This window comes from Streptomyces xiamenensis (assembly GCF_000993785.3).
GTDB lineage: Bacteria > Actinomycetota > Actinomycetes > Streptomycetales > Streptomycetaceae > Streptomyces > Streptomyces xiamenensis.
The window spans coordinates 4,956,856-4,982,012 of record NZ_CP009922.3 but is presented as its reverse complement, the minus strand read 5'-3'; the positions used below and the strand labels follow the sequence as shown (position 1 = coordinate 4,982,012).

General features: G+C 70.7%; 18 protein-coding genes and 2 CRISPR repeat arrays. Of the genes, 3 read left to right on the top strand and 15 right to left on the bottom strand.

Features of this window, described 5'->3' with window-relative positions; all coding sequences use genetic code 11:
- Nucleotides 1-5: 5 nt before the first annotated feature.
- The 4 genes from SXIM_RS22945 to SXIM_RS22930 all read right to left on the bottom strand — a co-directional run bounded on the left by SXIM_RS22945 (nucleotide 6) and on the right by SXIM_RS22930 (nucleotide 6,006).
- The gene (locus SXIM_RS22945) at nucleotides 6-998 is read right to left on the bottom strand and encodes a carbohydrate ABC transporter permease (protein ID WP_046725020.1); all 993 of its coding nucleotides are present in this window, start codon (nucleotides 996-998) and stop codon (nucleotides 6-8) included.
- Nucleotides 998-2,452 carry an N-acetylglucosamine/diacetylchitobiose ABC transporter substrate-binding protein gene (ngcE, locus tag SXIM_RS22940; RefSeq protein WP_043177204.1) on the bottom strand — a complete coding sequence of 485 codons (1,455 nt, stop codon included), beginning with the start codon at nucleotides 2,450-2,452 and terminating at the stop codon, nucleotides 998-1,000. The genes SXIM_RS22945 and ngcE overlap by 1 nt, the downstream gene beginning before the upstream one ends.
- 209 nt (nucleotides 2,453-2,661) lie before the next feature.
- Nucleotides 2,662-5,382 carry an aconitate hydratase AcnA gene (acnA, locus tag SXIM_RS22935; protein ID WP_046725019.1) on the bottom strand — a complete coding sequence of 907 codons (2,721 nt, stop codon included), beginning with the start codon at nucleotides 5,380-5,382 and terminating at the stop codon, nucleotides 2,662-2,664.
- A gap of 180 nt (nucleotides 5,383-5,562) precedes the next feature.
- Entirely contained in the window at nucleotides 5,563-6,006 is a 444-nt protein-coding gene (locus SXIM_RS22930) for an SIP domain-containing protein (RefSeq protein WP_046725018.1), read from the bottom strand.
- Between the two features lie 180 nt (nucleotides 6,007-6,186).
- Here SXIM_RS22930 and SXIM_RS22925 point away from each other — a divergent pair, with 180 nt between their 5' ends.
- Nucleotides 6,187-7,716 (top strand): helix-turn-helix domain-containing protein, encoded by a 1,530-nt coding sequence (locus SXIM_RS22925; protein ID WP_030730432.1) that lies wholly within the window; start codon nucleotides 6,187-6,189, stop codon nucleotides 7,714-7,716.
- A gap of 148 nt (nucleotides 7,717-7,864) precedes the next feature.
- A CRISPR array of direct repeats spans nucleotides 7,865-8,686; the repeat unit is 29 nt; unit sequence GGGACCATCCCCGCGTGTGCGGGGACCAC.
- Between the two features lie 64 nt (nucleotides 8,687-8,750).
- Here the strand turns inward: SXIM_RS22925 and cas2e are convergent.
- From cas2e to SXIM_RS22875, 10 genes are all read right to left on the bottom strand, one after another.
- Entirely contained in the window at nucleotides 8,751-9,029 is a 279-nt protein-coding gene (cas2e, locus tag SXIM_RS22920) for a type I-E CRISPR-associated endoribonuclease Cas2e (RefSeq protein ID WP_046725017.1), read from the bottom strand.
- Nucleotides 9,026-10,084 carry a type I-E CRISPR-associated endonuclease Cas1e gene (cas1e, locus tag SXIM_RS22915; protein WP_046725016.1) on the bottom strand — a complete coding sequence of 353 codons (1,059 nt, stop codon included), beginning with the start codon at nucleotides 10,082-10,084 and terminating at the stop codon, nucleotides 9,026-9,028. The genes cas2e and cas1e overlap by 4 nt, the downstream gene beginning before the upstream one ends.
- A 4-nt stretch (nucleotides 10,085-10,088) precedes the next feature.
- Nucleotides 10,089-10,889 (bottom strand): type I-E CRISPR-associated protein Cas6/Cse3/CasE, encoded by an 801-nt coding sequence (gene cas6e, locus SXIM_RS22910; protein ID WP_046725015.1) that lies wholly within the window; start codon nucleotides 10,887-10,889, stop codon nucleotides 10,089-10,091.
- A 4-nt stretch (nucleotides 10,890-10,893) separates the two neighbouring features.
- The gene (gene cas5e, locus SXIM_RS22905) at nucleotides 10,894-11,739 is read right to left on the bottom strand and encodes a type I-E CRISPR-associated protein Cas5/CasD (protein WP_046725014.1); all 846 of its coding nucleotides are present in this window, start codon (nucleotides 11,737-11,739) and stop codon (nucleotides 10,894-10,896) included.
- Nucleotides 11,739-12,884 (bottom strand): type I-E CRISPR-associated protein Cas7/Cse4/CasC, encoded by a 1,146-nt coding sequence (cas7e, locus tag SXIM_RS22900; RefSeq protein ID WP_046725013.1) that lies wholly within the window; start codon nucleotides 12,882-12,884, stop codon nucleotides 11,739-11,741. The genes cas5e and cas7e overlap by 1 nt, the downstream gene beginning before the upstream one ends.
- Before the next feature lie 81 nt (nucleotides 12,885-12,965).
- Complete coding sequence (casB, locus tag SXIM_RS22895; protein ID WP_046725012.1) at nucleotides 12,966-13,646, bottom strand: type I-E CRISPR-associated protein Cse2/CasB; 681 nt, start codon at nucleotides 13,644-13,646, stop codon at nucleotides 12,966-12,968.
- Nucleotides 13,643-15,451 (bottom strand): type I-E CRISPR-associated protein Cse1/CasA, encoded by a 1,809-nt coding sequence (gene casA / locus SXIM_RS22890; protein WP_246156922.1) that lies wholly within the window; start codon nucleotides 15,449-15,451, stop codon nucleotides 13,643-13,645. Before casA ends, casB begins: the two co-directional genes overlap by 4 nt.
- A gap of 188 nt (nucleotides 15,452-15,639) precedes the next feature.
- Nucleotides 15,640-18,609 carry a CRISPR-associated helicase Cas3' gene (gene cas3 / locus SXIM_RS22885; RefSeq protein ID WP_342783628.1) on the bottom strand — a complete coding sequence of 990 codons (2,970 nt, stop codon included), beginning with the start codon at nucleotides 18,607-18,609 and terminating at the stop codon, nucleotides 15,640-15,642.
- 190 nt (nucleotides 18,610-18,799) lie between these two features.
- Nucleotides 18,800-20,049: direct repeats of the CRISPR family, unit length 28 nt; unit sequence GTCGTCCCCGCACCTGCGGGGGTGTTCC.
- A 141-nt stretch (nucleotides 20,050-20,190) separates the two neighbouring features.
- A complete protein-coding gene (locus SXIM_RS22880; protein WP_046725010.1) occupies nucleotides 20,191-20,382 on the bottom strand; it encodes a DUF397 domain-containing protein in 192 nt (63 codons plus the stop codon).
- Nucleotides 20,379-21,266 carry a helix-turn-helix domain-containing protein gene (locus SXIM_RS22875; protein ID WP_046725009.1) on the bottom strand — a complete coding sequence of 296 codons (888 nt, stop codon included), beginning with the start codon at nucleotides 21,264-21,266 and terminating at the stop codon, nucleotides 20,379-20,381. The genes SXIM_RS22880 and SXIM_RS22875 overlap by 4 nt, the downstream gene beginning before the upstream one ends.
- 169 nt (nucleotides 21,267-21,435) lie before the next feature.
- Here SXIM_RS22875 and SXIM_RS22870 point away from each other — a divergent pair, with 169 nt between their 5' ends.
- Nucleotides 21,436-21,885, top strand: coding sequence for an ATP-binding protein (locus SXIM_RS22870; protein WP_046725008.1), 450 nt, complete (start codon nucleotides 21,436-21,438; stop codon nucleotides 21,883-21,885).
- A gap of 126 nt (nucleotides 21,886-22,011) precedes the next feature.
- On the opposite strand, the gene SXIM_RS22865 is transcribed toward SXIM_RS22870, so the two are convergent.
- On the bottom strand, nucleotides 22,012-24,318 hold the full coding sequence (locus SXIM_RS22865; RefSeq protein ID WP_078847114.1) for an MMPL family transporter: 2,307 nt from the start codon (nucleotides 24,316-24,318) through the stop codon (nucleotides 22,012-22,014).
- 189 nt (nucleotides 24,319-24,507) lie between these two features.
- On the opposite strand from SXIM_RS22865, the gene SXIM_RS22860 reads away from it, so the two are divergent.
- Nucleotides 24,508-25,155: a TetR/AcrR family transcriptional regulator gene (locus SXIM_RS22860; protein WP_046725007.1), complete on the top strand. Its 648-nt coding sequence runs from the start codon at nucleotides 24,508-24,510 to the stop codon at nucleotides 25,153-25,155.
- The last annotated feature ends 2 nt before the right edge of the window (nucleotides 25,156-25,157 follow it).

Here is a 25,157-nt window from a genome sequence, read left to right as displayed (position 1 = left end):
CTCCTTCACAGTTCGATCCGCTCCCTCCGCGCCAGGCGCATCATGAGGCCGGCGAACAGCAGGGTGACGGCGAACAGCACGACCCCGACGGCGGTGGCGTAGCCGGCCTGGCCGTCCCGGAACGCCTTGTCGTACAGGTAGCTGGGCAGGACGTCCATGCCGTGTTCGGGGACCATGATGGAGACCAGCGCGAAGGCGTCCAGTGCCTGGATGCCCATGTAGATCCAGCCGGTGCGCACGGTGCCCCAGGTCAGCGGCAGGGTGATGCGGAAGAACGTCACCGGCCGTGTCGCCCCGTCCAGCAGCGACGCCTCGTATATCTCGTGCGGGATGGAGCTCATCGCGGCGGAGAACAGCACCACGTAGAAGCCGACGAAGGCCCAGCACAGGACGGCGAGGACGCAGTACACCGCGAATCTGCCGCCGAGCCAGTCGCTCTGCCGCAGCGAGTCCAGACCGACCGTGCGCAGCCCCTCGTTGAGGATGCCGCTGCGCGGTGAGTAGATCCGGGACCAGATCACGGCGATGATCGCGATGGACAGCACCTGCGGGAAGAAGTAGAAGATCTTGTACAGGCGGGTGCCGGACACCCCGGCGATGGCCTGCCCGCCGCGCCTGCGCCCGCCCGCGTTGAGCATGAAGGCGAAGAACAGGCCCAGCGACAGGGTGATCAGCGGGGCGAGCACGAGCAGCAGCAGGCTGTTGCGCAGCGCGTCCCAGAACTTGGCGTCGTTCCAGAGCCGTTCGTAGTTCTCGGTGCCGGTGAAGGTGAACTCGGCGCTGTAGCCGGTCCAGTCGGTCATCGAGTAGAAGAACGCCTGGGCGAACGGCGAGACCACGAAGACCGCGAACACCAGCACCGGGGCGGCCAGGAACCAGCCGATGAAGCGGTACTGGTCGATGGTGCGGTAGTGCCGGCTGCCGCGTATCCGCCGCGGGGTCAGGCGGGGCGGCAGGAAGAGCGCCGCCCCCAGCAGCAGCCGGTCCCCCCACCCCATCAGATGTGCTCAAACTTGACGAGGGAGTCGTCCGCGGCGGCGGCGTCCGCCGCGCGCTGGCAGCGGGTGATCGCCTCGTCGGGGTCGATGTCGCCGGCCATCATGGCGGCGATGGCGCCGCCGATCTCCTCGTTGTTGAGCTGCCGGTACCAGTCGGGCATCCGCGGGGTGACGAGGTGGTCGCCGGCGGCGGCCAGGGTGTCGTTGGCGGAGGTGAGGCCGGGCGGCAGGTCCAGGCCGTCGACCGAGTCGCGGACGCAGGTGAGGGAGGACACCAGCTGGGTGAAGTTCCGGGCGGACTCGCGGCCCAGCATGATGCGCAGGAACTCCATGCCCCCGGCGACGTTGGCGGCGTCGGCGGGGACGAAGAACGGCTCGCCCGGGGAGGCCCAGATGGTCTCGAAGGGCATGGCGTCGGAGGCGTCCAGCGAGGTGGGCGGGCCCACCGCCATGTCGAAGTCGGCCGGGGTGTTCTTGGCGGCCTCGTTCTCCACCCAGGAGCCGTTGGGGATGAACAGGGCGCGCCCGGCGCACCATTCGTCCTGGGACTCCTCGTGGCTGAGCCCCGGGCTGCCCTCCAGCACGAAACCGCGCGCGGTCAGCTCGTGGTACGCCTCGAAGGCGGCGCGGACCGCCTCGTGGCGCCAGGCGTTGGGCTCCAGGTTGTCGATGGCGCGCAGCACGTCGGCGCCGCCGATCTTGGCGATGAACGGGTACAGCGTGAAGTTGAAGTAGTACGGGTACTGCCCGGCGTACGTCCAGCCGGCCATGCCGGCGCGCTTGGCCTTCTCGCAGACCGCGATCATCTCGTCCCAGGTGCGCGGGTACTCGGCGTCCAGGCGGTCCAGGGCGGTGCGGGAGTACCACTGGCCGTATACGTGGTACGCGTAGTTGATGCGGTAGACGGCCTGGGTGCCGAACTGGCCCATCTCCACGGTGCCGGGCTGCAGGGTGTCGCGGACAGTGACGGAGGGGTCGTCCAGCGAGGGGGCGTCCAGGAGTTCGGTGAGGTCGTGCACCTGGTCGTTGCGGATGAGCGCGGCGATGTCCATGGCCTCGGCGCCGGAGTTGTCGATGACGTCCGGCGGATCGCCCTTGACCATGCGCGGCTGGATCCGGGACTGGATCTCCTGGGTCTTGACGTGGGTGACGGAGCCGAAGCGCTCCTCGTAGAGCTTCTCGGCGTCGATGGCGTACTGGTCGCCGAAGCCGCCGTCGAAGATGACGACCTCGATCTCCCCGTCGGGGTGGGCGCCCAGGGGGTTGTCGGCGGTGGGGTCGACGCGTTCCACGTTCGTGTTGCCGCCGCTGCCGCTGCCGCCGCTGGCACAGGAGGTCAGGGCGCCGAGCGCGGGGATGCCGAACAGGGAGGCGGCCGCGGTACGGGTCAGCAGGGTGCGGCGGCCGACGTACCGGGGGTGGGGGGTGTGCGGACTGTGCGGACGTGACGTCATGGCTCAAGTCCTCGCCTTCATACGGAACTCGGGCGGCGGGCCCCGCCCGGGTGCCGACAGGTATAGTCCACTCGCCGCGGCCGGGGAAGGTCGCCAACGGTGCTTGTGGGAAGGCTTTTCCGAGTTGAGATCTGCGGGATACACGCGAAAGGGCCGTCCTTCCCCCGACCGGGGGGAAGGACGGCCCGTCGACGCGTGGCCCTCGTGGGTCACTTGCGCAGCAGCGACCTCAGCACGTACTGCATGATCCCGCCATTGCGGTAGTAGTCCGCCTCGCCGGGGGTGTCGATCCGGACGGTGGCGTCGAACTCCACGCCGGTGTCCGTGGTGACCTTGACGGTCGCCGGGACGCGGCCCTCGTTCAGCTCGGTGACACCGGTGAAGGAGAAGGTCTCCTCGCCGGTCAGCCCCAGCGACTCGGCGCTGGCGCCGACCGGGAACTGGAGCGGGAGGACGCCCATGCCGATGAGGTTCGAGCGGTGGATGCGCTCGTAGGACTCGGCGATGACGGCGCGCACGCCCAGCAGCGCGGTGCCCTTGGCGGCCCAGTCGCGGGAGGAGCCGGAACCGTACTCCTTGCCGGCCAGGATGGCCAGCGGGACGCCGGCGGCCTGGTAGTTCTGGGAGGCGTCGTAGATGAAGGAGACCGGCCCGTCCGCCTGGGTGAAGTCGCGGGTGTAGCCGCCCTCGGTGCCCGGCGCGATCTGGTTGCGCAGCCGGATGTTGGCGAAGGTGCCGCGGATCATCACCTCGTGGTTGCCGCGGCGCGAGCCGTAGGAGTTGAAGTCACGGCGGGTCACGCCGTGCTCCGTGAGGTACTTGCCCGCCGGGGTGTCGGCCTTGATGGCGCCGGCCGGCGAGATGTGGTCGGTGGTGACCGAGTCGCCCAGCTTGGCCAGGACCCGGGCACCGGTGATGTCCGAAACCGGGGTCGGGTCCATCGTCAGGCCCTCGAAGTACGGGGGCTTGCGGACGTAGGTGGACTCCGGGTCCCACTCGAAGGTGGAACCGGTGGGGATCGACAGGGAGTTCCACTGCGCGTCGCCGGCGAAGACATCGGCGTAGCTCTGGCCGAACATCTCCTGGCCGATCGCGGACGCCACGACGTCCTCGATCTCCTTCTCCGTGGGCCAGATGTCGGCCAGGTAGACCGGCTTGCCCTCGGAGTCGGTGCCCAGCGGCTCGGTGGTGATGTCGATCTTCATCGAGCCGGCCAGCGCGTAGGCGACCACCAGCGGCGGGGAGGCCAGGTAGTTCATCTTGACGTCGGGGTTGATCCGGCCCTCGAAGTTGCGGTTGCCGGAGAGCACCGAGACGACCGCGAGGTCGTTGTCGTTGACCGCCTGCGAGATCTCCTCGGGCAGCGGGCCCGAGTTGCCGATGCAGGTGGTGCAGCCGTACCCGACCAGGTTGAAGCCGAGCTTGTCCAGGTACGGGGTGAGGCCGGCCCGGTCGTAGTAGTCCATGACGACCTTGGACCCGGGCGCCAGGGTGGTCTTGACCCAGGGCTTGCGGGTGAGGCCGCGCTCGACCGCCTTCTTGGCCAGCAGCGCCGCGCCGACCATGACGGACGGGTTGGAGGTGTTGGTGCAGGAGGTGATGGCGGCGACGGTGACGGCACCGTGGTCCAGCTCGAAGGTCGAACCGTCGGCGGTGGTCACGGTGACCGGCTTGGAGGGCACGCCGTTGGAGACGGCGGGGGCGTCGGAGGCCGGGAAGGACTCCTTGCCCGCCTCGTCGATGTCGGCGGCCGAGACGTAGTTGCGCACGTCCGCGCCGAACTTCTGCTTGGCGTCGGCGAGCGCGATGCGGTCCTGGGGGCGCTTGGGGCCGGCGATGGAGGGGACGACCGTGGCCAGGTCCAGCTCCAGGTATTCGGAGAAGACCGGCTCATTGTCGGTGTCCAGCCACAGGCCCTGCTCCTTGGCGTACGCCTCGACGAGCGCCAGCTGCTGGGCGTCGCGGCCGGTGAGCCGCAGGTAGCTGATGGTCTCCTCGTCGATCGGGAAGATCGCCGCGGTGGAGCCGAACTCCGGCGACATGTTGCCGATGGTGGCGCGGTTGGCCAGCGGGATGGAGGAGACGCCCTCGCCGTAGAACTCGACGAACTTGCCGACCACACCGTGCTTGCGCAGCATCTCGGTGATGGTGAGCACCAGGTCGGTGGCGGTGGTGCCGGTGGGCAGCGCGCCGGTGAGCTTGAAGCCGACCACGCGCGGGATGAGCATGGAGACCGGCTGGCCGAGCATGGCCGCCTCGGCCTCGATGCCGCCGACGCCCCAGCCCAGCACGCCCAGGCCGTTGACCATGGTGGTGTGCGAGTCGGTGCCGACCAGGGTGTCGGGGTACGCCTGGCCGTTGCGGACCATGACGGTGCGGGCCAGGTGCTCGATGTTGACCTGGTGCACGATGCCGGTGCCGGGCGGGACGACCTTGAACTCGTCGAAGGCGGTCTGGCCCCAGCGCAGGAACTGGTAGCGCTCGCGGTTGCGGCCGTACTCCAGTTCCACGTTCTGCTGGAAGGCGTCGGGGGTGCCGAACTTGTCGGCGATGACCGAGTGGTCGATGACCAGCTCGGCGGGGGCCAGCGGGTTGATCCGCGCCGGGTCGCCGCCCAGCTCGCGGACCGCCTCGCGCATGGTGGCGAGGTCCACCACACAGGGCACACCGGTGAAGTCCTGCATGATCACCCGGGCGGGGGTGAACTGGATCTCCTGGCTGGGCTGGGCGTTCGGGTCCCAGGAACCGAGCGCGGTGATGTGCTCGGCGGTGATGTTCGCCCCGTCCTCGGTGCGGAGCAGGTTCTCCAGGAGCACCTTGAGGCTGTACGGGAGGCGGGCGGCGCCCTCCACCTTGTCCAGCCGGAAGATCTCATACGACTCGTCGCCCACTCGCAGCGTGGCGCGGGCGTCGAAGGTGTTGGCCGACACGACTTTCTCCTTCAGGGACCCTACTAGATATCTCGATGTCGAGATAACTCTAGTACATCGGGCCTGGGCCCACACGTTGAGGGGCCCGTGTTGAGCGGTCCCGGGTGCGGACACGCCGAAGGGACGGCCCGGTCGGGGCCGCCTGAAGGCTGCGGAGAAGGGTGCGTGAGGGTCGGCGCGCTACAGGCCCGTCCTCCCCGTCGCCCAGTACGGCTGGGTGCGGATGGTGCGGCGGTCCAGGCCTCGGACGGTGCGCAGCAGGTCGCGCTGGACCTGGACGGACTGGCCGTGCCCGGCGAGGTACGCGACAGCGGGGGCGAGCCGGGCCACCGTGCCAACCGCCTCCGCCTCGACCAGGCCGAGGGCTTCCGGCTGCCCGCGGCGGTGGAGGACGGTGGCGCGGCCGGCGGCGGGGTTCAGCGTCTCGGGGGCGCAGTGCTGGAAGTCGCGGGCGGCGACCCGGAAGGCGGTGACGTCGCAGGGCCCGGGCTCCACGGCCCGCAGCCCCTCCCCCGCGCTGCCGATCCGCAGCAGCCCTTCACCAACCAGCCCCACCGCGTCCACCCGGGTGACGAAGCCCCGCCGTTCCGCGTAGTCGGCGAAGAACGTCGGTGTGCGCGCCATCGATGATCTCCCACGGTCAGCCGGACAGCGAAAGTAAGGTTAGCCTCCCCTAACCTCCTCACCTGCACCCGCCCCCCCGATCCGGGCACGCACCGGCGTTTCGCCGGGCCATGGCGGGCCCCTCACCCGAATGGCCCCCGCCCGGATGCCTCATCTCATATCTGAGATAGGGTCGCTCACATGACCGATGACTACCTCGCCCGGATCGGGCAGCTCATCCGGGACGCCCGCCAACATCGTGGCTGGACGCAACTGCAACTCGCGGACGCGCTCGGCACTTCGCAGAGCGCCGTTAACCGGATCGAGCGAGGGAACCAGAACATCAGCCTTGAGATGATCGCGCGCATCGGGGAAGCCCTCGACAGCGAGATCGTCTCCCTCGGATACGCCGGGCCGATGCATCTGCGGGTGGTGGGCGGACGCCGGCTCTCCGGGAGCATCGACGTCAAAACGAGCAAGAACGCGTGCGTCGCGCTGCTGTGCGCCTCGCTGCTCAACTCCGGCCGCACCGTGCTGCGACGGGTGGCCAGGATCGAAGAGGTCTTCCGCATCCTGGAGGTCCTCAACTCCATCGGCGTCCGCACCCGCTGGATCAACGGCGGCGCCGACCTGGAGATCCAGCCACCGGCCCAGCTGGACCTGAACGGCATGGACGCGGACGCGGCCCGCCGCACCCGCAGCATCATCATGTTCCTCGGCCCGCTGCTGCATCGCGAGACCCACTTCAAGCTCCCCTACGCGGGCGGCTGCGACCTGGGCACCCGCACCATCGAGCCGCACATGACCGCGCTGCGCCGCTTCGGCCTGGAGATCACCGCCACCGAGGGCATGTACCACGCCACGGTCAACCGGCAGATCAACCCCGAGCGCCCGATCGTCCTGACCGAGCGCGGCGACACCGCCACCGAGAACGCCGTCCTGGCCGCCGCCCGGCGCGACGGCGTCACGGTCATCCGCAACGCCTCCTCCAACTACATGGTCCAGGACCTGTGCTTCTTCCTGGAGGAACTGGGCGTCCGCGTCGAGGGCGTGGGCACCACCACCCTCACCGTGCACGGCGTACCCGACATCGACCGCGACGTCGACTACTCCCCCTCCGAGGACCCGGTCGAGGCCATGAGCCTGATCGCCGCCGCCGTCATCACCGAATCGGAACTGACCATCCGGCGGGTGCCGGTGGAGTTCCTGGAGGTCGAACTGGCGGTCCTGGAGGGCATGGGCCTCAACCACGACCTGTCCGCCGAGTACCCGGCCGACAACGGCCGCACCCGGCTCGCCGATCTGACGGTACGGCCCTCCAAGCTGGAGGCGCCCATCGACAAGATCCACCCGATGCCGTTCCCCGGCCTGAACATCGACAACGTCCCGTTCTTCGCCGCCATCGCGGCCTCGGCGCACGGCTCGACCCTCATCCACGACTGGGTCTACGACAACCGCGCCATCTACCTCACCGACCTCAACCGCCTCGGCGGCCGGCTCCAACTCCTGGACCCGCACCGGGTCCTGGTCGAGGGCACCACCCGCTGGCGCGCCGCCGAGATGATGTGCCCCCCGGCCCTGCGCCCGGCGGTGGTCGTCCTCCTGGCGATGATGGCGGCCGAGGGCACCTCGGTACTGCGCAACGTCTACGTCATCAACCGCGGCTACGAAGACTTGGCCGAACGCCTCAACTCGGTGGGCGCCCAGATCGAAACCTTCCGCGACATCTGACCACCGACTGCCCCCGCGCCCCCTCCGACCCACCACGTGGTTCGGACACGGGGCGCGGCGTCATTGGGCGCCGAGCCCGTGCGTGGGCAGGCCGTCCCCGCGTGTGCGGGGCCTACGGAGCCTCGGGAGGCATCGGGCCCCCGTCGTGCGGACCATCCCCGCGTGTGCGGGGACCACGTGAGGTCGGTCTCGACCCCGCGATCATGGCGCGGACCATCCCCGCGTGTGCGGGGACCACGACAGCAGCTGGATGAGGGTGGCCATCTGGTCGGGACCATCCCCGCGTGTGCGGGGACCACGCTGCGGGCCATGTCGATCTCCTCTGTGGGCGGGGACCATCCCCGCGTGTGCGGGGACCACTGCAACATGGGCACCGCCGACGCCCCCGACTGGGGACCATCCCCGCGTGTGCGGGGACCACAGCCGGGCGAGCGTGATGCCGGGGGCGGTCTCGGGACCATCCCCGCGTGTGCGGGGACCACAGATCCAGCGTGTAGGCGAGCCCCACACGCCGGGGACCATCCCCGCCTGTGCGGGGACCACGTCCGTGGCTCCGTCCGGCTGGGCGGCGTCGTCGGACCATCCCCGCGTGTGCGGGGACCACACCAGGTTCGCCGGGCCGGTGGCGATGCCGACGGGACCATCCCCGCGTGTGCGGGGACCACCCACGCCCACGCGCGGGCGCCGGACAGCCCGTGGGACCATCCCCGCGTGTGCGGGGACCACGAAGAGGAAGCCGGCGTCCCGGCCGCTCACCGGGGACCATCCCCGCGTGTGCGGGGACCACGCAGGTGCGCACGTGCGCGCCGCCGGCCGCCGCGGACCATCCCCGCGTGTGCGGGGACCACGGTAGGTGCGCCAACACCAGAGACCCCGTGGGGGGACCATCCCCGCGTGTGCGGGGACCACGGTAGGTGCGCCAACACCAGAGACCCCGTGGGGGGACCATCCCCGCGTGTGCGGGGACCACCCTTTTTGAGCTGGGGGTTTATCGGGGGGAGGGGTCGTTTTCATTCGGTTGGGATCGGGTGGGATCAGCGGCGGTTGCGGGCGGAGAGGATGAGGCCGTCGTAGTCCACCGGGCGCCAGCGGTCCCGGCCTGCGGTTCGGACAGCCCAGCCCTGCTCGTTGTTGGCCCGCTCCACGAGAACCGCTTGGCCGTCGCCGATCCGGGTGGCGAGGAGTTCCCACAGGCGATCGCGTACCCGTCGGCTCGGGTTGCCGACAAAGACACCTGCGTCAACTTCCACCATCCAGCGTGTGAGGTGGCCCCGCAGCCCCTCCGGGGCGGCGATGAGAACAATAACGGTCATCGTGGGGGCTCCGGTGGGTCGGCCGGCTCGTCGAACTCGGGGCCGATGACGGCGATGTGTTCGTCGCCCATGTCCGCCGTGCGGGGAGCCGCGTCCGGCGGTGTGTCGCAGTCCCGCGGGAACGCGCCGCTCCCGTCCGCCCAGTTGACGCAGGAGGGCACGGCGCCCAGGCGTTCGTCCCACAGTTCACCGACGGCCGGCGCGTCGATGTCCGCTCCGTCTGCCGCGAGAAGAGCCTTGATGTCCGTCACGATGCGGCCCAGGAGTTTGGTCTCGGCGATGCTGTCCCGGAGACCGAGCCGTGCGTCCCGTTCCTCTCTCAGCCCCTTTGCCGCCAGGTCGAAGGCGAGCGGGATGGTGTAGTCGGCCTTGTAGAGGTCGGCGATGTCGAGGACGAAGGAGATCGCCGAGCCGGTGTGCACGAAGCCCAGGCCGGGGCTGGCCCCGATGCCCACGATGACGGCGTGGCAGATCCCGTAGAGGGCCGCGTTGGCGGCGGAGAGCATGCGGTTGAGGTCGTCACCGGCCGCGAACGCGTCTCCGGCCTTGTAGACGCGTCCGTCCCAGGGCACACCGGTCCGGCGGGCGTGTGCCCGGTACAGCCTGCGGATGCGGGTCCCCTCACGTCCGCGCAGTTGTTGCATGGTGGCGGTCGAGACGTCCTCGCCGGGGAAGCGCATCCCGTACATGGCGCGGGCGACCGACAGGCGTTCCTTGGGCCGGGTGACGAGCCAGGCCTGCCGGTGGAGCAGCCCGGCACCCCTGGCCGGCCCGAGGCCGGCCGCGTACATGCGTACGCCCTGTTCCCCGACCCAGCACACGGCCGTCCCCGAGTCGGCGAGCAGCCGTATCGCGCCGTGGGTCACCCGGGTCCCGGGGCCGAGGAGCACGACGGCGATCATCGCGGCCGGGAGGCGCACCGTCTGTTTCTTGTTGACGATGACGACGGCGTTCTCGTCACGGTCGAGGTGGCTGCGTTCGATGTAGACGCTGGAGACCCGGTCCACGACGCGATGCAGGTCGTGGGGGTCGGCCTTCCACCAGATGTCGCCCATGGCGTCAGCGGCTCCCTTCGGGGAGTGGGGCCAGGGTGAGCAGTCCGCACCCGTACGCCTTGGCCGGGCCGATGCCGTTGAGCAGCCGGTCGGTGAAGAGCGCCGGGTTGGTGACGCGCAGCCGGCCCTCGAAGGTCGCGGTGGTGAGCGTGACACGCGGTCCGCCGCGGGCGCTCCGTTCTTCCTTCTTCGTGAAGGAGTGGCGGCGCCGTTCGGTGATGCGCAGGTCACGCGGTACGTCGGTTTCCGGCGAGGTCGCGATGTCCTCCTCCGAACCAGGGGGCACGTGCCGGGCCGGTGGAACGGTGAAGCCCCACCGCTCGGTCCGCTCGAGGAACCATCGCAGCTGCGCGTTCGCCGTGCGGTGCCCGATACGGAATCCGCGAGGCCGCGTGGTCTGCTCCGAGGCCGCCGCGGCGTCCAGCCGACGCTGCTGCTCCGGGGTGGCCCGGAGCGGCTTGAGCGTGTTCTGCACCGGGTTGGCGGTCAACCGAAAGGCGAACTCGCGCCCGAGCGCGATGCGTTCGAGGAGCGAGGTGTAGTCGCGGACCGCGGCGTGTTCGCCGTCCGCGTCGGGCCATCCGGCGCTCTCGACGATGTGTGTCCAGTCCGGCTTGGAGCGGGTGAGGACGAAGAGGTGAGGACGGTGGGGATTGTCGGCGTCGAGTCGCCACAGCACCCGCTCGGAGTCGGGGCCTCCCGGGATGCCGCCGGCCACCGCGCCGTGCATGGCGCGGGGGCTGGCCAGGAGGGTACGGCCCATGGCCCGCAGGGGGTTGATGCGGATGCGAGAGAGGTAGGTCATGGTGTCACCAGCCGAGGAGCGCGAAGGGGTCGTGCCCGGTGGCGTCTTCCGGGCTGTCGGGGGTGCCGGACCCGGGCCGGCCCGGGAAGCCGGTGGGGACGGAGAACCAGTCGTGACGCACCCTGCGGTCGGCGAAGGAGCGGCGCAGCGGGTCGAACGAGAGCGGAACGTCGTTGAGTACGTCGGGGCCCTCGGGGTCGTCGAGGGTGACCGGGCAGGGAACGGTCGCCGGCACGGCGGAGCGTGCCGCCCCGTGCTCGCGGCGCCACCGGGCGGCGTACCGTTCCCGGGCCTGCCGGGAGACCTGCCATGGTGTCTCGCGCAGTGCCGTTTCCGTGTCGGTGTCCCGGATGCCCAGGCAGAGCGGCTGGGTGGGCGGGCACGACCGGCGTCCCAGGGCCAGCGGGAACGCCGGGTTGCGGACCGCGTGCTGCAGGCCGTCGAGGAGTTCCCCGGGGCCCGCTACGGCGGCGAGGAACACCGCGTCCTGCAGGTAGTACCGGGTGGTCACATGGGTGTGCTTGGCGGGCGAGGTGGGTTTCTGGATGCCCTTGGCCGAGACGCCCGCCTGCGGCAGCGGTGTTCCCCGGTAGTCGCTCACCGTGTGGTAGTCGCGCAGCAGGCTGCCCGGCTGGTCCACACGGATGCCGAGCCCCAGGTGGGACAGGTCATCGACGGGGTCCTGGCGGGCCCGGCCGGCCGCGGCGGCGAGCAGGCCGATGACTCCTGACTTGGTGGGTGTGGGGCGGGTCTCGCGCCGGTTGAAGGTGCTCCGGTCACCCCACGCCTGGAGGGGGCCGGCGAGGCGCAGGAGGAGCACCGCCTCGGCCCGGGGAGGAGTGGTGGCCATCAGGCCTCACCACCGGTGAGGTGGGTGCGCACGTCGGTCAGCAGCACGTCGAAGGACCGGGGCGCGCCGAACGCTTCCTCCAGGACACCGACGGTCTCGCCGTGCTCGGGGGCGAGGGTGTGGCAGTGGGCGGTGAAGGCGGGTGCGTTGCCCCAGGCGCGGACGGCGGTGAGCTGTTCGCGCGCCAGGCGCTGGATGGAGGCCGGGGCGATGCCGGCGCGGGTCTCGGTGGCGGGGGTGACCGGCTCCTCGAAGGCGGAGACGAGGTTGACCGGCTGATCGGTGCGGACCGTGACGGCGACCAGGCGGGGAAGGGTGTGGTGGGCGAAGGAGTTCTGGTAGCCGGTGGGCATGGAGCGGGCGAAGGAGGTCAGGAACTGGACGACCGCGTCGGCGGCGCTCTTCTCGTCGGAGAGGTTGTCCACGAGCTGGTGCATGCCGATGGTGGCGTAGCGGTAGAGCGTGGCGGAGTTGAAGCCGATGGTGCCGATCATGCCGGCCCCGGTCTCCTCCTTCTCGTTCTCGTCGTCGACGGCCGTGTAGTAGTCGAACTCCAGCTCCGTGGTGTGGGTGGACAGCGCGTGCGCGACCTGCACGGCGGCGTCGACGTTGAGGGCGGGGATGTCGGCGACCATCCGGCCGAAGAGCGCGACGTCGATGGGATGTCCGGTGCGGAAGGTGTCCCGTACCGGCAACTGCTTGATCTCGGCGGCCAGCTTCTCGTCGTCGAGGGCGGCGAGTTCGGCGGCCCGGTCCCCGACGAGGGCGGCCACGGCGTCGAGCTGTCGCCGGCCGTAGAAGAAGAGGTAGGCGGTGTCCCCCTCCTTCCGTCCCGCCGTGATCCCCAGGGGGGTGAGGAGGGCGCCGGTGAGGCGGGACGCGGTGGCGGTGTCCACCTGGGCGATGTCGCCGATGCGTTCGGCGAGCTTGCCGGCGATGCGCTTGGTGCGGGTGCCGAGGTCCTGCGGGGAGATGCGTTCGGTGAAGTGCAGGCGGGTGGCGCGCTTCCATGCCTGGGAGGACACCCGGGAACGGCGGGTGCCGCCGAAGTGGGCTTCCTTGGGGTTGCCCTGGTCGTCGCGGTTGAGGTTCGCCGGCGGGACGGTCTGGATGATGTGCACGTCGATGTACTGGCGCGAGGTCATGGTGGTCTCCGGTACGGGGTTTCGTTGAGCTGTCATGAAGGCGGGAACGGCGGGAAAGCGCTCCCGCGACGGGGATACGGGTCAGCCGCGCGGCTCGGGCCGGCCGGCGTAGTACTCGAGTCCCCACCTGCGGCGCACGCGGCGGCGCCGGTCGGGCAGGCGCCAGTCGTGGAGATCGCCGAGGAGCATGTCGTAGTCCAGGGGCTGCCCGCCGGTACGCAGTTGGGTGACGAGCCCGCGCAGTTGATGGCGCAGGGCGGCCACGGAGGTGGCGTTGGCGGCGGCGTCGACCCGCCGGTCGAGTGCCTCGGCCCCGAATCGTCCGGAGTGCCGGAGGTTGGCCAGGGCGGTGCCGAGGCCGACGCGGGGCCGGTGCATGGGGTCGCGGCGGCTCTGCTGGTGCAGGCCGTAGAGGGCGAGGGCGGCGTGCTCGGCTTCCAGCAGCGCGGGGATGCGTCCGTCGCAGGGCGTCGTGTAGAAGGGCCACAGGGAGAAGATCTCGCCGACGGACTGGGCGAGACCGAGCCGCATGGTGGCCAGGTCCTCCCCCGGAGGGCTCGTCGGCCGGCCGGCGGAGTGGCGTCGCCAGGTACCACCGGCGGTGACGTACCGGTTCCAGTAGCGGACGGTCTGCTCGGTGGTGTCCCCGGCCGCTGGTGCGGCGGTGTCGGCCGCTCCCGATGCTGGGGACGGCAGGGTGAGGGCGTGGGGGGTGTCTGTGGCGTCGGGGACGCCCGCGATGTGGGTGGCGTCTGTGGTCACAGGTTCGGTCGTCCTTCGGTATCGGGGAGTTCGGCGTCCGGGGAGACGGTGGTGGCTGCGACTCGGCGGGTGGCGGTCCAGCGGGGCAGCACGACCGCCATGCGGGCGCGGAAGCTCTGCTCGGCTGTGGCCAGGCGGTAGACGCGCTCGGTCTTGTCCCTGGTCACCCTGCGTCCGGAGAAGACCCCGGGGGCGGTGGTGGCGAGCGTCTGTTCGGCGACCTTCCAGGTGTGCGCGGCGGCGTTGCGCTCCCACTTCTCCAGCGCGCGCTCGGTGGCCTCGAAGTCCTCCGGGGCGGCGCGGAGATCGAGCAGCAGTAGACGGGCCGGCGCGTCCAGGGCGTACAGGAGGGTTTCGCCGGGTCGTTGGCCCTTGTCCCACGGGATGGGTTCGCTGCCGGCCGCGCGCATCAGGTCGCCTGAGAGGTGGTTGAGGGCCGAGGCGAGTTGTTCGGCCTGTTCGGTCGCCTCCAGCAGTGAGGTACGCAGGGGGCCATCCGGATCGAGGGCGACGAGCGGCAGCGGGATGGCGTCGGCGTAGAGGTCCTCCACCACGGCGGACTGGTTGCCGTACGCGATCCCGGTCAGTTCCACGCGCAGCGGATAGTCGGCGGGCAGTCGGTCCCGCACTCCGCCGAGTTGATCCAGCAGGACGCTGGTACGGAAACCGGACCGCTCGCCCCGCGCGTCGCGTTGCTCGCGCTCCACCGCGAGGAACGCCTCCAGTCCTCGCCAGCCCGCCTTGCCGGTCTGGTGACGGCGGGGCAGTGCGGCGGGAACGGGCCGCTTGGCCGCGGCTCCCGTCCTCGGTCGCTTCGGCGCCGGGGGCAGTCTCCAGGCGGTGTGCGGTTCGTGGTCGGGGGTGGCGACCAGCCGGTCGCCGGCGGAGACGACGACCCGGGTCACCCGGGTACCGGCCGGGGTGTCCTCGGGGATCAGCCGTACGCGGCGGGACTGCCAGGTCCACAGGTCGAGGGGGCCACGGGAGGCCCGTTCCTGCCAGGCCGGTAGGGCACAGGAGAGGGTGTCCTCGACGCGTCCGTCGGTCCGGCGCCGGCGCCACTGGGGGCGATCGTCGGAGAGGGGTGCCCGGCCGAAGGGGATGTTCAGCACGAGCGTCTCGAACAGCGTCCGGCCCAGGGGCATGACCACGCCCAGCTGCCCCAGGGGGCCCGTGGGGTTGCCGGTTGTCTTGCCCGCCTTGACGCGGGGGTCCCCCACCGCGCCGGTCTTGATGGCGGCGGTGTCCCAGCAGTGGGTGTGCAGCAGCCAGCGCGCCGCCTGGGCGGGGGTGAGTTCGAGCGGGTCGCCCTCGGTCCGGGAGGCGAACAGCGGCACGTTGTTTCCCGTGGCGGCGGTGGCCACCAGCAGGGCGGACCCCTTGGTCTCGCCCTTCGCGGTGCGCAGTCCGGCCACCTGCCCGAAGGGATCGTCCGGGTCGAAGAGGTCGAAGCGGGGCCGGTGTTCCTCCAGGTAGGCGGTGAGGAGGTCGCGGTGGGCGGGAGTCAGGGACCCGGCCCGTAACAGGGCCAATCCGTCGCCGATGTCGGCGGGGTACCCCAGAGCATCCACGAGGATCGGCAGAAGCACCTGCCGGAAGATGGCCGGCTTCTGGGTGGGGATATCTACCGCCAGGTCGCGGTAGCGCTCGGCGTGCAGCAGCAGTTCCCGCAGGCCGACCTCGACGGTGCCACCCGGACCCGTGGCGTGGGGTGCCCCCGGGTCCACGACCTGGACGGACAGCCATGGTGCGTCGAGGAGGTTGAACGACGTCACGTTGCTCCCCTCTTCTCTGTCTGGTGCCACATCTCTCCTTGCGTCTCTCTTTCGTTCGGTGGGTGTGTGGGAGAAGTCCTCCTGCCCACGCGAGGAACGCGCCTTTTCCTGGGCGCTGAGTGTCCAGGCGGGGGGCGCTCCTGGTTGTCCCGGCTCCCGGCGGCCCTGTCGGTCTCGGAGCGAAAGGGACGGGGCGGTGACGGTCTCGGGCGGGACCGTCAGGTGGCGGTGAGCTGTCGCTGCAGCAACCCCAACGCGTGGTCGTAGGTCACCTCGTACTCCCCCAGGACGGCCGTGCGGCGGTGATCCAGCTCCAGGGCCGGGCAGTACCGCAGGCGGGCATGGCCGTGCCAGCCCGGAAGCGGACGCAGTTCCCGCAGCGCGGCCTCGGTGAGGGACTGGGGCAGGCGGACGGTGCCGGCGAGGAGATCGTCCAGCAACTCCTCCCCGACATCACCGTTCACGGACAGGGCCCGGCCGTTCAGGGTGTGCGGTACGGAGCCTTCGCGCACCACCAGGATCACCTCGACCGTCGGCGCACCGTCCCGCACCAGCCACTCCGCCGTGGCGTCGTCGCCGTTCTCCGCACGGCCCGCGACATGCAGGCCCGCCAGGGTGCGCGCCTCGCGGTCGCCGCGTCTGGTCAGCAGGGACGCGCTCGCCGTCTCCGCGCGTTGCCGCTCGGTCGCCTCCCACTTCATGCGGGCGGTTTCGGCTGCCTCCCGCCACCGGGGTGGCAGAGCGGCGTCCGACGTCTCGTATCCGGTGGCGACCAGCTCCGGTACCTGCCCCGGTACGCGCCAGCCCGCCGCACCGTCCCCTGCCTGCGGACCGTTGAGCGCCTGGCGCACCTGGGCTGCCGCCCGCAGCAGAAGGAAACGTCCGTACACGGCTTCCGAGACGCCCGGAAACCGGGGAGCGCCCGAGTCCAGAGCGGTCACGCCGGTGACCACCACCCGAGGTTCGGCCAGCCGGTCCGGGCGGCGCACACCGTCATGCCGGTGCAGGCGCCCGATCCGCTGAAGGAGCAGGTCAACGGGAGCCAGATCGGTCACCAGCAGATCGGCGTCCACGTCGAAGGACTGCTCCGCGAGTTGCGTGGCCACCAGGATCAACCGTTTGGGCCGCTCCCCACCCGTCTCGCGCGCGGAACCCAGCAGGCGCAGACACCGCGCCGTCCGGTCCGCCCGGTCACCGGCGGCGAGCCGTCCGTGCAACAGGTGCACCTCAGCGCCGTACCGCTTGCGCAGCAGCGTGTGGAGCTTCTGGGCCCTGGCCACGCTGTTGCGGATGACCAGGGCGCAACCGCCGGTGGCGAGTTCCCGCTCCAGCAGATCGGCGACGGCTCGGGCCGCCGCTTCTTCGGCCTCGTCCCGTTCCTTTCGCTGCGCATGGGGTGGGGGCACGGCCTCGGGGAGAATGTCGAGGACCACGGAGAGGTCGGTGCGCCACCCGGGGCAGTGTTCGACCAGGTAACGGGGTTCGGGGCTGCCGTCCACCTCCGCTGGGTGCCCCGCCCGGCCCGCCGGCCATGCGGCGGTCACCGAGGGGTATCCACCGGGCTCGGGCAGGCCGTCCGCCGTGTACTCCTCGCGGGACAGGGCTCCGGCGAGGTAGGAGCTGACGAGGTCCTGCCGCTGCCGGGGCGGCAGAGTCGCGGAGAGCAGCACCACCGGAACCCCCGCCTGCCCCAGCCAGCGCAGCCCCTCCATGAGGAACTGGGACATGTGGATGTCGGCCGCGTGGACCTCATCGAGGATCACGACCTTGCCCATCAGGCCGGACATGCGCAGCATCACGTGCTTCGTCCTGGTTGCGGCGAGCAGCAGTTGATCGATGGTTCCGACGACGAACGGACAGAGCAGTCCACGTTTGCGCCCGAGGAACCACTCGGCGGGGCCCCGCGCTCCCGGCCCCGCCGCCGGGGTCGCACCGTCCCGGCCGTCGGAGGTGACTCCGTACGGATCGTCGTCCCAGCAGTCCCCGTACTCGTCCACTCCGCCGAACCGGGAGGCGTCGTCGTCGTTCTCAGAACCCGCCACCATCGCGCGCCATTCGGGATTGAACATCCGCTTGCCGTGCAACAGCGCCACCCGGGGCGGCAGTTCCTCGCCGATCCGGCCCAGCCACGTGCGGACCTGACCGAACATCGGGTCGCTGGTCGCCTGAGTGGGCATGCCGACGAAGACCCCGTCGGCCCCGAACCGGGCCGCGAGGATCTCCGCCGCCAACAGCGCGGCCTTGGTCTTCCCCTCACCCATCGGGGCCTCGACCACCAGGAGACCCGGCGCGGTCATGCGCCGTGCCGCCTCGATCACCATCGTCTGGGAGGGGCGGGGGTGCTGGCCGAACCGGTCGTGGAAGGCCTCGGGTCCGGGGAGTTCATGCTGTCCCCAGCCCCGGTGCAGCCCCAGGGCGGACCACGCTTTCGCGGCCCGGTCGCGGGCGGCCTCGTACGTCACCAGGCGCGGGTCGTCTACCCCGGCGAAGTGCTGCTCGTCGCTGGCGATCCAGTCCGCCATCACGATCAGGCCGCTCAGGTGCAGCTGAACGGCACGGCTGGGCATGCGGGCGGGAGCGGCGGCCGCGATGTTCTCGAAGCCCAACTCCGTGGTGAAGCGTTCCAGGAGAGCACGTTGCACGAGCGGCCAGGAGCCGGTGCCGGCCAGGTGGCCCCTCGCGGTACGGGCGGGGGTGAGTTCCCTTCGGGTGGGAAACCTGCCGTGGTGTCCGGCGATGAGCGGCCAGAGCCAGTCGATCTGCTGCTCCGTCCAGCCCACCGCGGCCAGATCGCGGCACAACAGGTGCCCGCCGGCGCGGTCGTGACGCCACGTCTTGCGTAACAGGAGGTGGTCGTACCAGGTCAGCCCGGCTTTCTGTACGGTCTCGGCACCCTCGGGCCACATGCGCTGGAAGGCGGGCGTGGCCTTGCCATAGTCGTGCACACCGCAGAGCCAGGAGAAGAACCTCCGCCCCTTCCCCGGCCCGCCCGCGATCTCGTCCAGCACCAGTTGGGTGGACGGTGCCAAAAACCCTCCCCACAGACGCTCGGCCACGGCAGCGGTATCGAGGAGGTGCGAGAGCAGCACGTTTCTCCTGCCCCCGGCCTTCTCGGCCGACTTCCCCCACAGGGCGCCCACCATCTCCTCGATGCCGGGGTTCACCACCCCGCCCCACACATCACTCACCGTGCCACCCCTGGTACAACTAGCAACTCTGCTTGGGTTGCAGACCTTAGAGCAAGGCACTGACAATCGACGGAGATTCCGCTGAACTGGGTCCGCTCCGCCACCGAGCGGGGAACGCCGACAGGAGGGGAACAAAAACGTACCGAATGAAAACCCGCCCCCTGCCCGGCAAACCAGCAGGTCAAGAAGTGTCGTCCCCGCACCTGCGGGGGTGTTCCGGTCGTGCGCGTCGCTCTCTGTCCGACCCCAAAGTCGTCCCCGCACCTGCGGGGGTGTTCCTGGATATCCAGCCGGGGTCGGTCGCGGACAGCGGTCGTCCCCGCACCTGCGGGGGTGTTCCCACGCCGCGATAACGCTCCGCGTCTGCACCGGGGTCGTCCCCGCACCTGCGGGGGTGTTCCGAGGGTGAGGTCGTCCGATCCGGGTGACAGGTCGTCGTCCCCGCACCTGCGGGGGTGTTCCCGGACCTCCATGGGGGCTAGGCACCGAACTTTAGTCGTCCCCGCACCTGCGGGGGTGTTCCGCCCTGCCACAAGACGTGCGCCGAGACGTGGTTGTCGTCCCCGCACCTGCGGGGGTGTTCCCTCTCCGAGCACCTGGCGGCGGTGCGCCGCCTCGTCGTCCCCGCACCTGCGGGGGTGTTCCTCGCTCCTCGCCGAACCGCTCCCCCGCCGCTGGGTCGTCCCCGCACCTGCGGGGGTGTTCCGTGGTCGTTCTCGTACACGACCTGCGCGTCCAGGTCGTCCCCGCACCTGCGGGGGTGTTCCCGGCTTCCAGATGGGCCCCGGCCTGTGGGGGCAGTCGTCCCCGCACCTGCGGGGGTGTTCCGTCGGCCCCGTTGCAGCTGCCGCTGTTGTCGCGGTCGTCCCCGCACCTGCGGGAGTGTTCCCGTGCGTAGCGCGTCGTCCATCGGCTCTCGCTCGTCGTCCCCGCACCTGCGGGGGTGTTCCGGCCCGCGCGGAGCACTGGCGTGCGGCCCGCAAGTCGTCCCCGCACCTGCGGGGGTGTTCCGTTCCGTGGTGGCATCGCTATCGCCTATTCCGGCGTCGTCCCCGCACCTGCGGGGGTGTTCCCAGCGCTGCTGGTGATCACGGCATACCACATCTGTCGTCCCCGCACCTGCGGGGGTGTTCCGCGGTATCGGTGACGAGCTGCAAACCGTGGTCGGTCGTCCCCGCACCTGCGGGGGTGTTCCGGTCGGGCACGGTGACCCGACTCTCGCCGGTGGGTCGTCCCCGCACCTGCGGGAGTGTTCCGCCCTGCGGCGCGAGGCGGAGCGGGTGGACCCGAGTCGTCCCCGCACCTGCGGGGGTGTTCCGAGGTGGCAGATCACCTCCAGCGGCAGCTGGTAGTCGTCCCCGCACCTGCGGGGGTGTTCCGTACAGGTGCAGGCCACCACGGCGCGTCTGCACGTCGTCCCCGCACCTGCGGGGGTGTTCCGGACGGGTCGTTCCACTTGCCGATGATCCAGCACGGCCGTCAGGACTGGATTGGAGGGCAAGCAGCGGTCATTGGGCGACCGCTGCTTGGCTTTGGGCCGACATTGGGGGTGCCCGGCGGCCGACGGGCTGTGTCGTTTGTTCAGTGCTGGATCGCGAAGCGTACGAAGGGGGACCAGCCTTGGCGGCTGATCGTGAAGGGCGGGTGGGTGGGGTCCTTGGAGTCCCGTACGTGGATGGCTTGTTCGGTGATGGCGATCTCCACGCAGCTGTCGCCCTCGCTGCCGCTGTAGCTGGACTTGAACCAGGCGAGTCCAGTCGTGCCGCTGCTCATAGCTCTCCTCGCAGTCGCTCCAGCAGGTCCCGGGATGCGCCCGGGCTCAGGGCCTGCGAGCGCAGTGTGTCATAGCGCTGGCAGAGTGCACTCACCTCTTTTGCGTCGGAGATGAGCCTCCCGTTCTTCTGTCCTTCGGAGTATCCGAGCCGGCGGCCCTCCGGGGTTTCCAGTACCTGGACCGGGCCGTCCAGGCACGCGTGCAGGCCGCCTTCGAGCGGAACCACTTGCAGTGAGACGTTGCGTGGAGCGCTGCGTTCCAGCACGTGGTCGATCAGTTCGCGCATCGCCTGCGCGTCGCCGAAACGGCGACGGAAGACGTGCTCCTCGACGATGAAGCTGAAGGGGACAGTGGGCCGTTCGCGCATCGTCTCTTGGCGGTGCATTCGGGCGGCGAGCTGGGCTTCCAGTTCCTCGTCGGTACGCAGGGGGATCGTGCCCTCGAACACCGCCCGCGCGTACGTCTCCGACTGCAACAAGCCCGGCACCAGTCGGCATTCGTAGGTGCACAGGCTCACCGCCTCGCGTTCCAGCCGAGCCCAGCGGCGGAACCATGCCGCCAACCCGGCCTCGCCCCGGGTGAGGTGGCGGGCGGCGCGGCGGAGGGCGCCGGTGTTGCCGAGGGCTTCTTCCGCGCGTTCCACGAACGCCTCGTCCGGCATCCGGCGGCCCAGTTCCACGGATTCGACGGTGTGCCTGGAGTACCGCACCCGCTCGCCGAGTTCGACGCGGCTGAGTCCGGCGTGTTCGCGCAGGGCCTGGACGACCGCGCCGAAGGTGCGCAGACTGTCGGAGGGGTGGGGTTCGCGTTCGTACTCCCCCGCCGGGGCCGGAAGTGCCTCCGCGACCGTGGCCGGGGCCGTGTTCTCTTCGGCGATGTCCATGCGCCGCCTTCCTCTCCGCGCCGCTCCGCGACGTGCTCCGAGCGCTGTCCACGCGTCCTCCAGCCTGCTGACACCGCCCGCGTACTGTCCACTCCGCGTGTGCGTACGTTGACGCCGTGTACGGGGCGAAGGGATCGCGGACGGGCGGAACGGCCGCCAATCTGGCGGCATGAACCAAGCGACTCCACACGTCGGCGCCACCGTCCGCACCTCCAGCCAGCTGTTCTCGTCCACCTGGCGCGGCGCCCGGCTCGCACGGCTGCTGGGTGTGGACGAACTGCGGTGCTGGGGCGCACCGGAGGATCTGGTCGAGCGGGCCGAGATCGTCATCGCGGAACTCGCCACCAACGCCGTGCTGCACGGCCGGGTGCCAGGGCGTGATTTCCGGTTCGGGATGGTCTTCGCCCCCTCGGCCGGCTGTCTGCGGGTCGAGGTCACGGACGCCCGGGGGGACGTCTTTCCGCAGGCTCCCCCGGTGTGTACGACGGTCGATGAGCTGCTGCCGTCAGGGCGTGGTCTGGCGCTGGTCGCGGCGCTCAGCGAGCACTGGGACGTCGTTCCGTATCCGCCGAGTGGGAAGACCGTCCGGGCAGTGCTCTCGACGAGGAGTGGCGGGTGACACAGGTGCCCGCCGGGCAGGGAGCGGGGTGCTCCTGCCCGGCGGGGGTGGTGGGTTGTGTCGCGGTCGCTGGGCGTCGCCCGATGGCGTGCGCTGCCGCGAACGGTCAGACGTCGCTTAAAGGTCTTAAGCGATGGGTTCCCTCGTGGCTGACCTGTTGGGGGCTGCCGCCGCGTTGTTCTCCGGTGTGTGCGGGCCGTTCGCCGCGAGGCGGGCGGCGAGGGCCTCGCCCTCGACGTCCACGGTGGGGATGAGGCGGTCCATCGCGCGGGGCATCCACCAGATGCGCCGGCCGATGATGAACATGACCGCCGGGACGATGAGCATGCGGACCAGGAACGCGTCGACCAGGACACCGACGGCGAGGGCGAATCCGATGGTCTTGAGGATGATGTCGTCGGTCAGGGTGAAGCCCGCGAAGACGCCGACCATGATGAGGGCGGCGGCCCCCACGACGCGGGCGCTGTGGGTGAATCCGTCGATGACGGCCTGCCGTGCCGGGGTGCCGTGGACATACGCCTCCCGCATGCGGGTGACGAGAAAGACCTCGTAGTCCATCGCCAGGCCGAACAGGATGCCGGTCAGCAGGATCGGCAGCAGGAAGAGCACCGGGCCGGTGGCGTCGAGTCCGACGAGTTGGTTGAGCCAGCCCCACTGGAAGACCGCGACGGTCGCGCCCAGGGCGGCGCCGACGGAGAAGAGGAAGCCGAGGGCGGCCTTCAGCGGTACCCAGAGGGAACGGAAGACCGCGATCAGGAGGATGACGGCCAGGCCGACGACGACGGCGAGATAGAGCGGGAACACGTCGATGAGCGCGTTGGAGATGTCGACATCGACGGCGGTGAGGCCGGTGACCATCGCACGGGCGCCGGTCTGCTCGGGCAGGTCCGCCAGGGTGGTGCGGAGGTCGGCGACGAGGTCCTTGGTGGACTGGTGCGAGGGACCGGCGACGGGGATCACCGTGAGGGTGGCGAGGCGGGCCGTGGCGAGTTGCTGCGTGTAGGCCTGTACCGCTTCGGGGTTGTCGCTGGTGAGAGCCGGGATGACGGCGGCGATGGAGGAGTCGTCGCGGGCGGCCAGCGTCGCCAGGGTCTGCGTGGCGGTGTCGACCGCCGAGGCAGGGTCCGGGGCCCGGTCGGTGTCGATGACCACGAGCAGCGGGCCGTTGGCTCCGGCGCCGAACTCGTCGGAGATGACGTCGTAGGCGACGCGGGCGTCGCTGCCGGCGGGCTTGGTGCTGTCGCCGGGGAGCGCGAGTTGCAGGGAGGCCGCGGGGAGGGCGGCGACGGCGGCGATCGCGATCCCGGCCACGAGTGCCGGCCAGCGGTACCGGGCGAGGCCTTCGACCCAGCGGCGGCCGAGGGTACGGGGGCGGGTGGCGGGGGCGTCATCGGCGTCGGACGCGGCGGTGGGCTTCTTCGGGGAGCGTCGTCCGGTGACGCGGGGGCCGGCGAGGCCGAGGAGTGCGGGCAGCAGGGTGAGGGCGACGAGTACGGCGATGGCCACGGTGAACGCCCCGCCCAGGCCCATCTCGGTGAGGAAGCCGATGCCGCACACGGAGAGGCCGACGAGCGCGATGATGACGGTGAGTCCGGCGAAGACCACCGCCGAACCGGCGGTGCCCACGGCGCGGCCCGCCGCCTCCTCCAGCGGGCGGCCCTGGCGCACCTCACTCTGGTAGCGGGAGAGGATGAACAGCGCGTAGTCGATGCCGACGGCCAGGCCGAGCATCGTGCCGAGCGCGGGAGTCGTGGTGCTCAGCTCGGTGAAGCCGGTCAGGGTGGCGATGGCGGCGACGCCGATGCCGACGCCGACCAGCGCGGTGAGCAGCGGCATCCCGGCCGCGAGGAGCGATCCGAAGGTCAGGGCGAGCACCACGAGGGCGATGGCGATGCCCATCAGTTCGGCGAGGGCCCCGTCCATCTCGACGCCGAGGACATCGCCGCCGACGGTGGCCGTCAGGCCGGCCCGTTCGGCGATGTCGCGGGCGGTTTCGAGGGCTTCGCGGTCGGCCGGGGAGAGGTCGGCGGCGCTGTGGGCGTAGCTGACCGAGGCGTAGCCGGTGCGGCCGTCCTCGGTGATCGTGCCGTAGGTGAACGGGTCGAGGACCGCGTGCACGTTGTCCGTCGTCAGGGCGGCGAGGGCCTCGGTCACCGCCTGTTGGCCGGCCGGGTCCGTCAGGGAGGCGTTCTCCGGTGCCTGGAAGACGATCCTGGCGGTGGCGCCGTCGGGGGCGGCCTCGGGGTCGCGTTCCTTGATGAGGTCGAACGCCTGGGTCGATTCGAGGCCGGACAGCTCGAAGTTGTCGTTCGTCCTGCCGGAGAGGGTCGTCGCTCCGACGGCGAGGGTGAGGAGCAGCAGGGTCCAGATTCCCACCACGGTCCAGCGGTGCCGGAACGACCAGCGTCCGAGCCTGAACAACTGCCATGCCATGGCCATTCCTCCTGTGTGTGCTCGTCCGCGCCGCGTCGGGTGGGTGCGGTTTCCCGTGACGTCACCTTCGTGAGCGGTCGCTGGAACGACCGTACCGCAAAAATATCCAGGTGGATATTTTCGTGGTCGCAGTCATAGGATCGGGCGGGCCGTGCCGCACCGGCCCGGCGAGCGCAGTGGAGGTGTGCCATGACCGGCCAGGGCCCATCGGACGACCGGCCGCCCCGGCAGGACGGCGAGACCAAGCGGGGGAAGTACGCCAAGGGCCTCGCCCGGCGGCAGCAGATCATTGACGAAGTGCTGGCGGTCTACGACCGGCTGGGGTTCGAGGGAACGTCGCTGCGCGCCGTCGCGGAGGCGATCGGCGTGACGCATCCGGTGCTCAAGCACCACTTCGGCACCCGCGAACAGCTCTTCCTGGAAGTGCTCCAGGAGTACGACCGGCGCTTCCTCGACACCACCGAGCGGGACGCCGGCTCCTTCATCGACCTCGTCCAGCGCTCGGCCGAGCACAGCATGCGGGTACCGGGGCTGATGGCCCTGCTGAACAGCATGGTGGCGCACGCGCTGGAGGCCGGGAACGACCGCTCACGGGCGCACTTCTCCGAGCGGTACGCCCATCTGCGGGGTGAGATCCGGACGCTTCTCGAAGAGGGCCGGGCGGCCGGTACCGTCCGGTCGGACATCCCTCTGGACGAGGCGGCCTCCCTGGTCCTCGCCGTGGCCGACGGGCTCAGCACCCAGTGGCTGCTCGACGAGAGCGCCGATCTGAAGAGCGGGTTGCTGCTGCTGGAACGTCTTCTCCAGCCGCCGGGCGTTCAGGCGCCGGCGTCCTGATC

Coding starts and splice junctions, on each gene's coding strand:
- SXIM_RS22880 (WP_046725010.1), bottom strand. CDS start 20,382: ATGAGCAGCGGCACGACTGGACTCGCCTGGTTCAAGTCCAGCTACAGC.
- cas2e (WP_046725017.1), bottom strand. CDS start 9,029: ATGACCGTTATTGTTCTCATCGCCGCCCCGGAGGGGCTGCGGGGCCAC.
- cas7e (WP_046725013.1), bottom strand. CDS start 12,884: ATGACCTCGCGCCAGTACATCGACGTGCACATCATCCAGACCGTCCCG.
- SXIM_RS22945 (WP_046725020.1), bottom strand. CDS start 998: ATGGGGTGGGGGGACCGGCTGCTGCTGGGGGCGGCGCTCTTCCTGCCG.
- cas1e (WP_046725016.1), bottom strand. CDS start 10,084: ATGGGCGACATCTGGTGGAAGGCCGACCCCCACGACCTGCATCGCGTC.
- ngcE (WP_043177204.1), bottom strand. CDS start 2,452: ATGACGTCACGTCCGCACAGTCCGCACACCCCCCACCCCCGGTACGTC.
- cas6e (WP_046725015.1), bottom strand. CDS start 10,889: ATGACCTACCTCTCTCGCATCCGCATCAACCCCCTGCGGGCCATGGGC.
- cas5e (WP_046725014.1), bottom strand. CDS start 11,739: ATGGCCACCACTCCTCCCCGGGCCGAGGCGGTGCTCCTCCTGCGCCTC.
- SXIM_RS22860 (WP_046725007.1), top strand. CDS start 24,508: ATGACCGGCCAGGGCCCATCGGACGACCGGCCGCCCCGGCAGGACGGC.
- SXIM_RS22925 (WP_030730432.1), top strand. CDS start 6,187: ATGACCGATGACTACCTCGCCCGGATCGGGCAGCTCATCCGGGACGCC.
- SXIM_RS22875 (WP_046725009.1), bottom strand. CDS start 21,266: ATGGACATCGCCGAAGAGAACACGGCCCCGGCCACGGTCGCGGAGGCA.
- SXIM_RS22865 (WP_078847114.1), bottom strand. CDS start 24,318: ATGGCATGGCAGTTGTTCAGGCTCGGACGCTGGTCGTTCCGGCACCGC.
- SXIM_RS22930 (WP_046725018.1), bottom strand. CDS start 6,006: ATGGCGCGCACACCGACGTTCTTCGCCGACTACGCGGAACGGCGGGGC.
- SXIM_RS22870 (WP_046725008.1), top strand. CDS start 21,436: ATGAACCAAGCGACTCCACACGTCGGCGCCACCGTCCGCACCTCCAGC.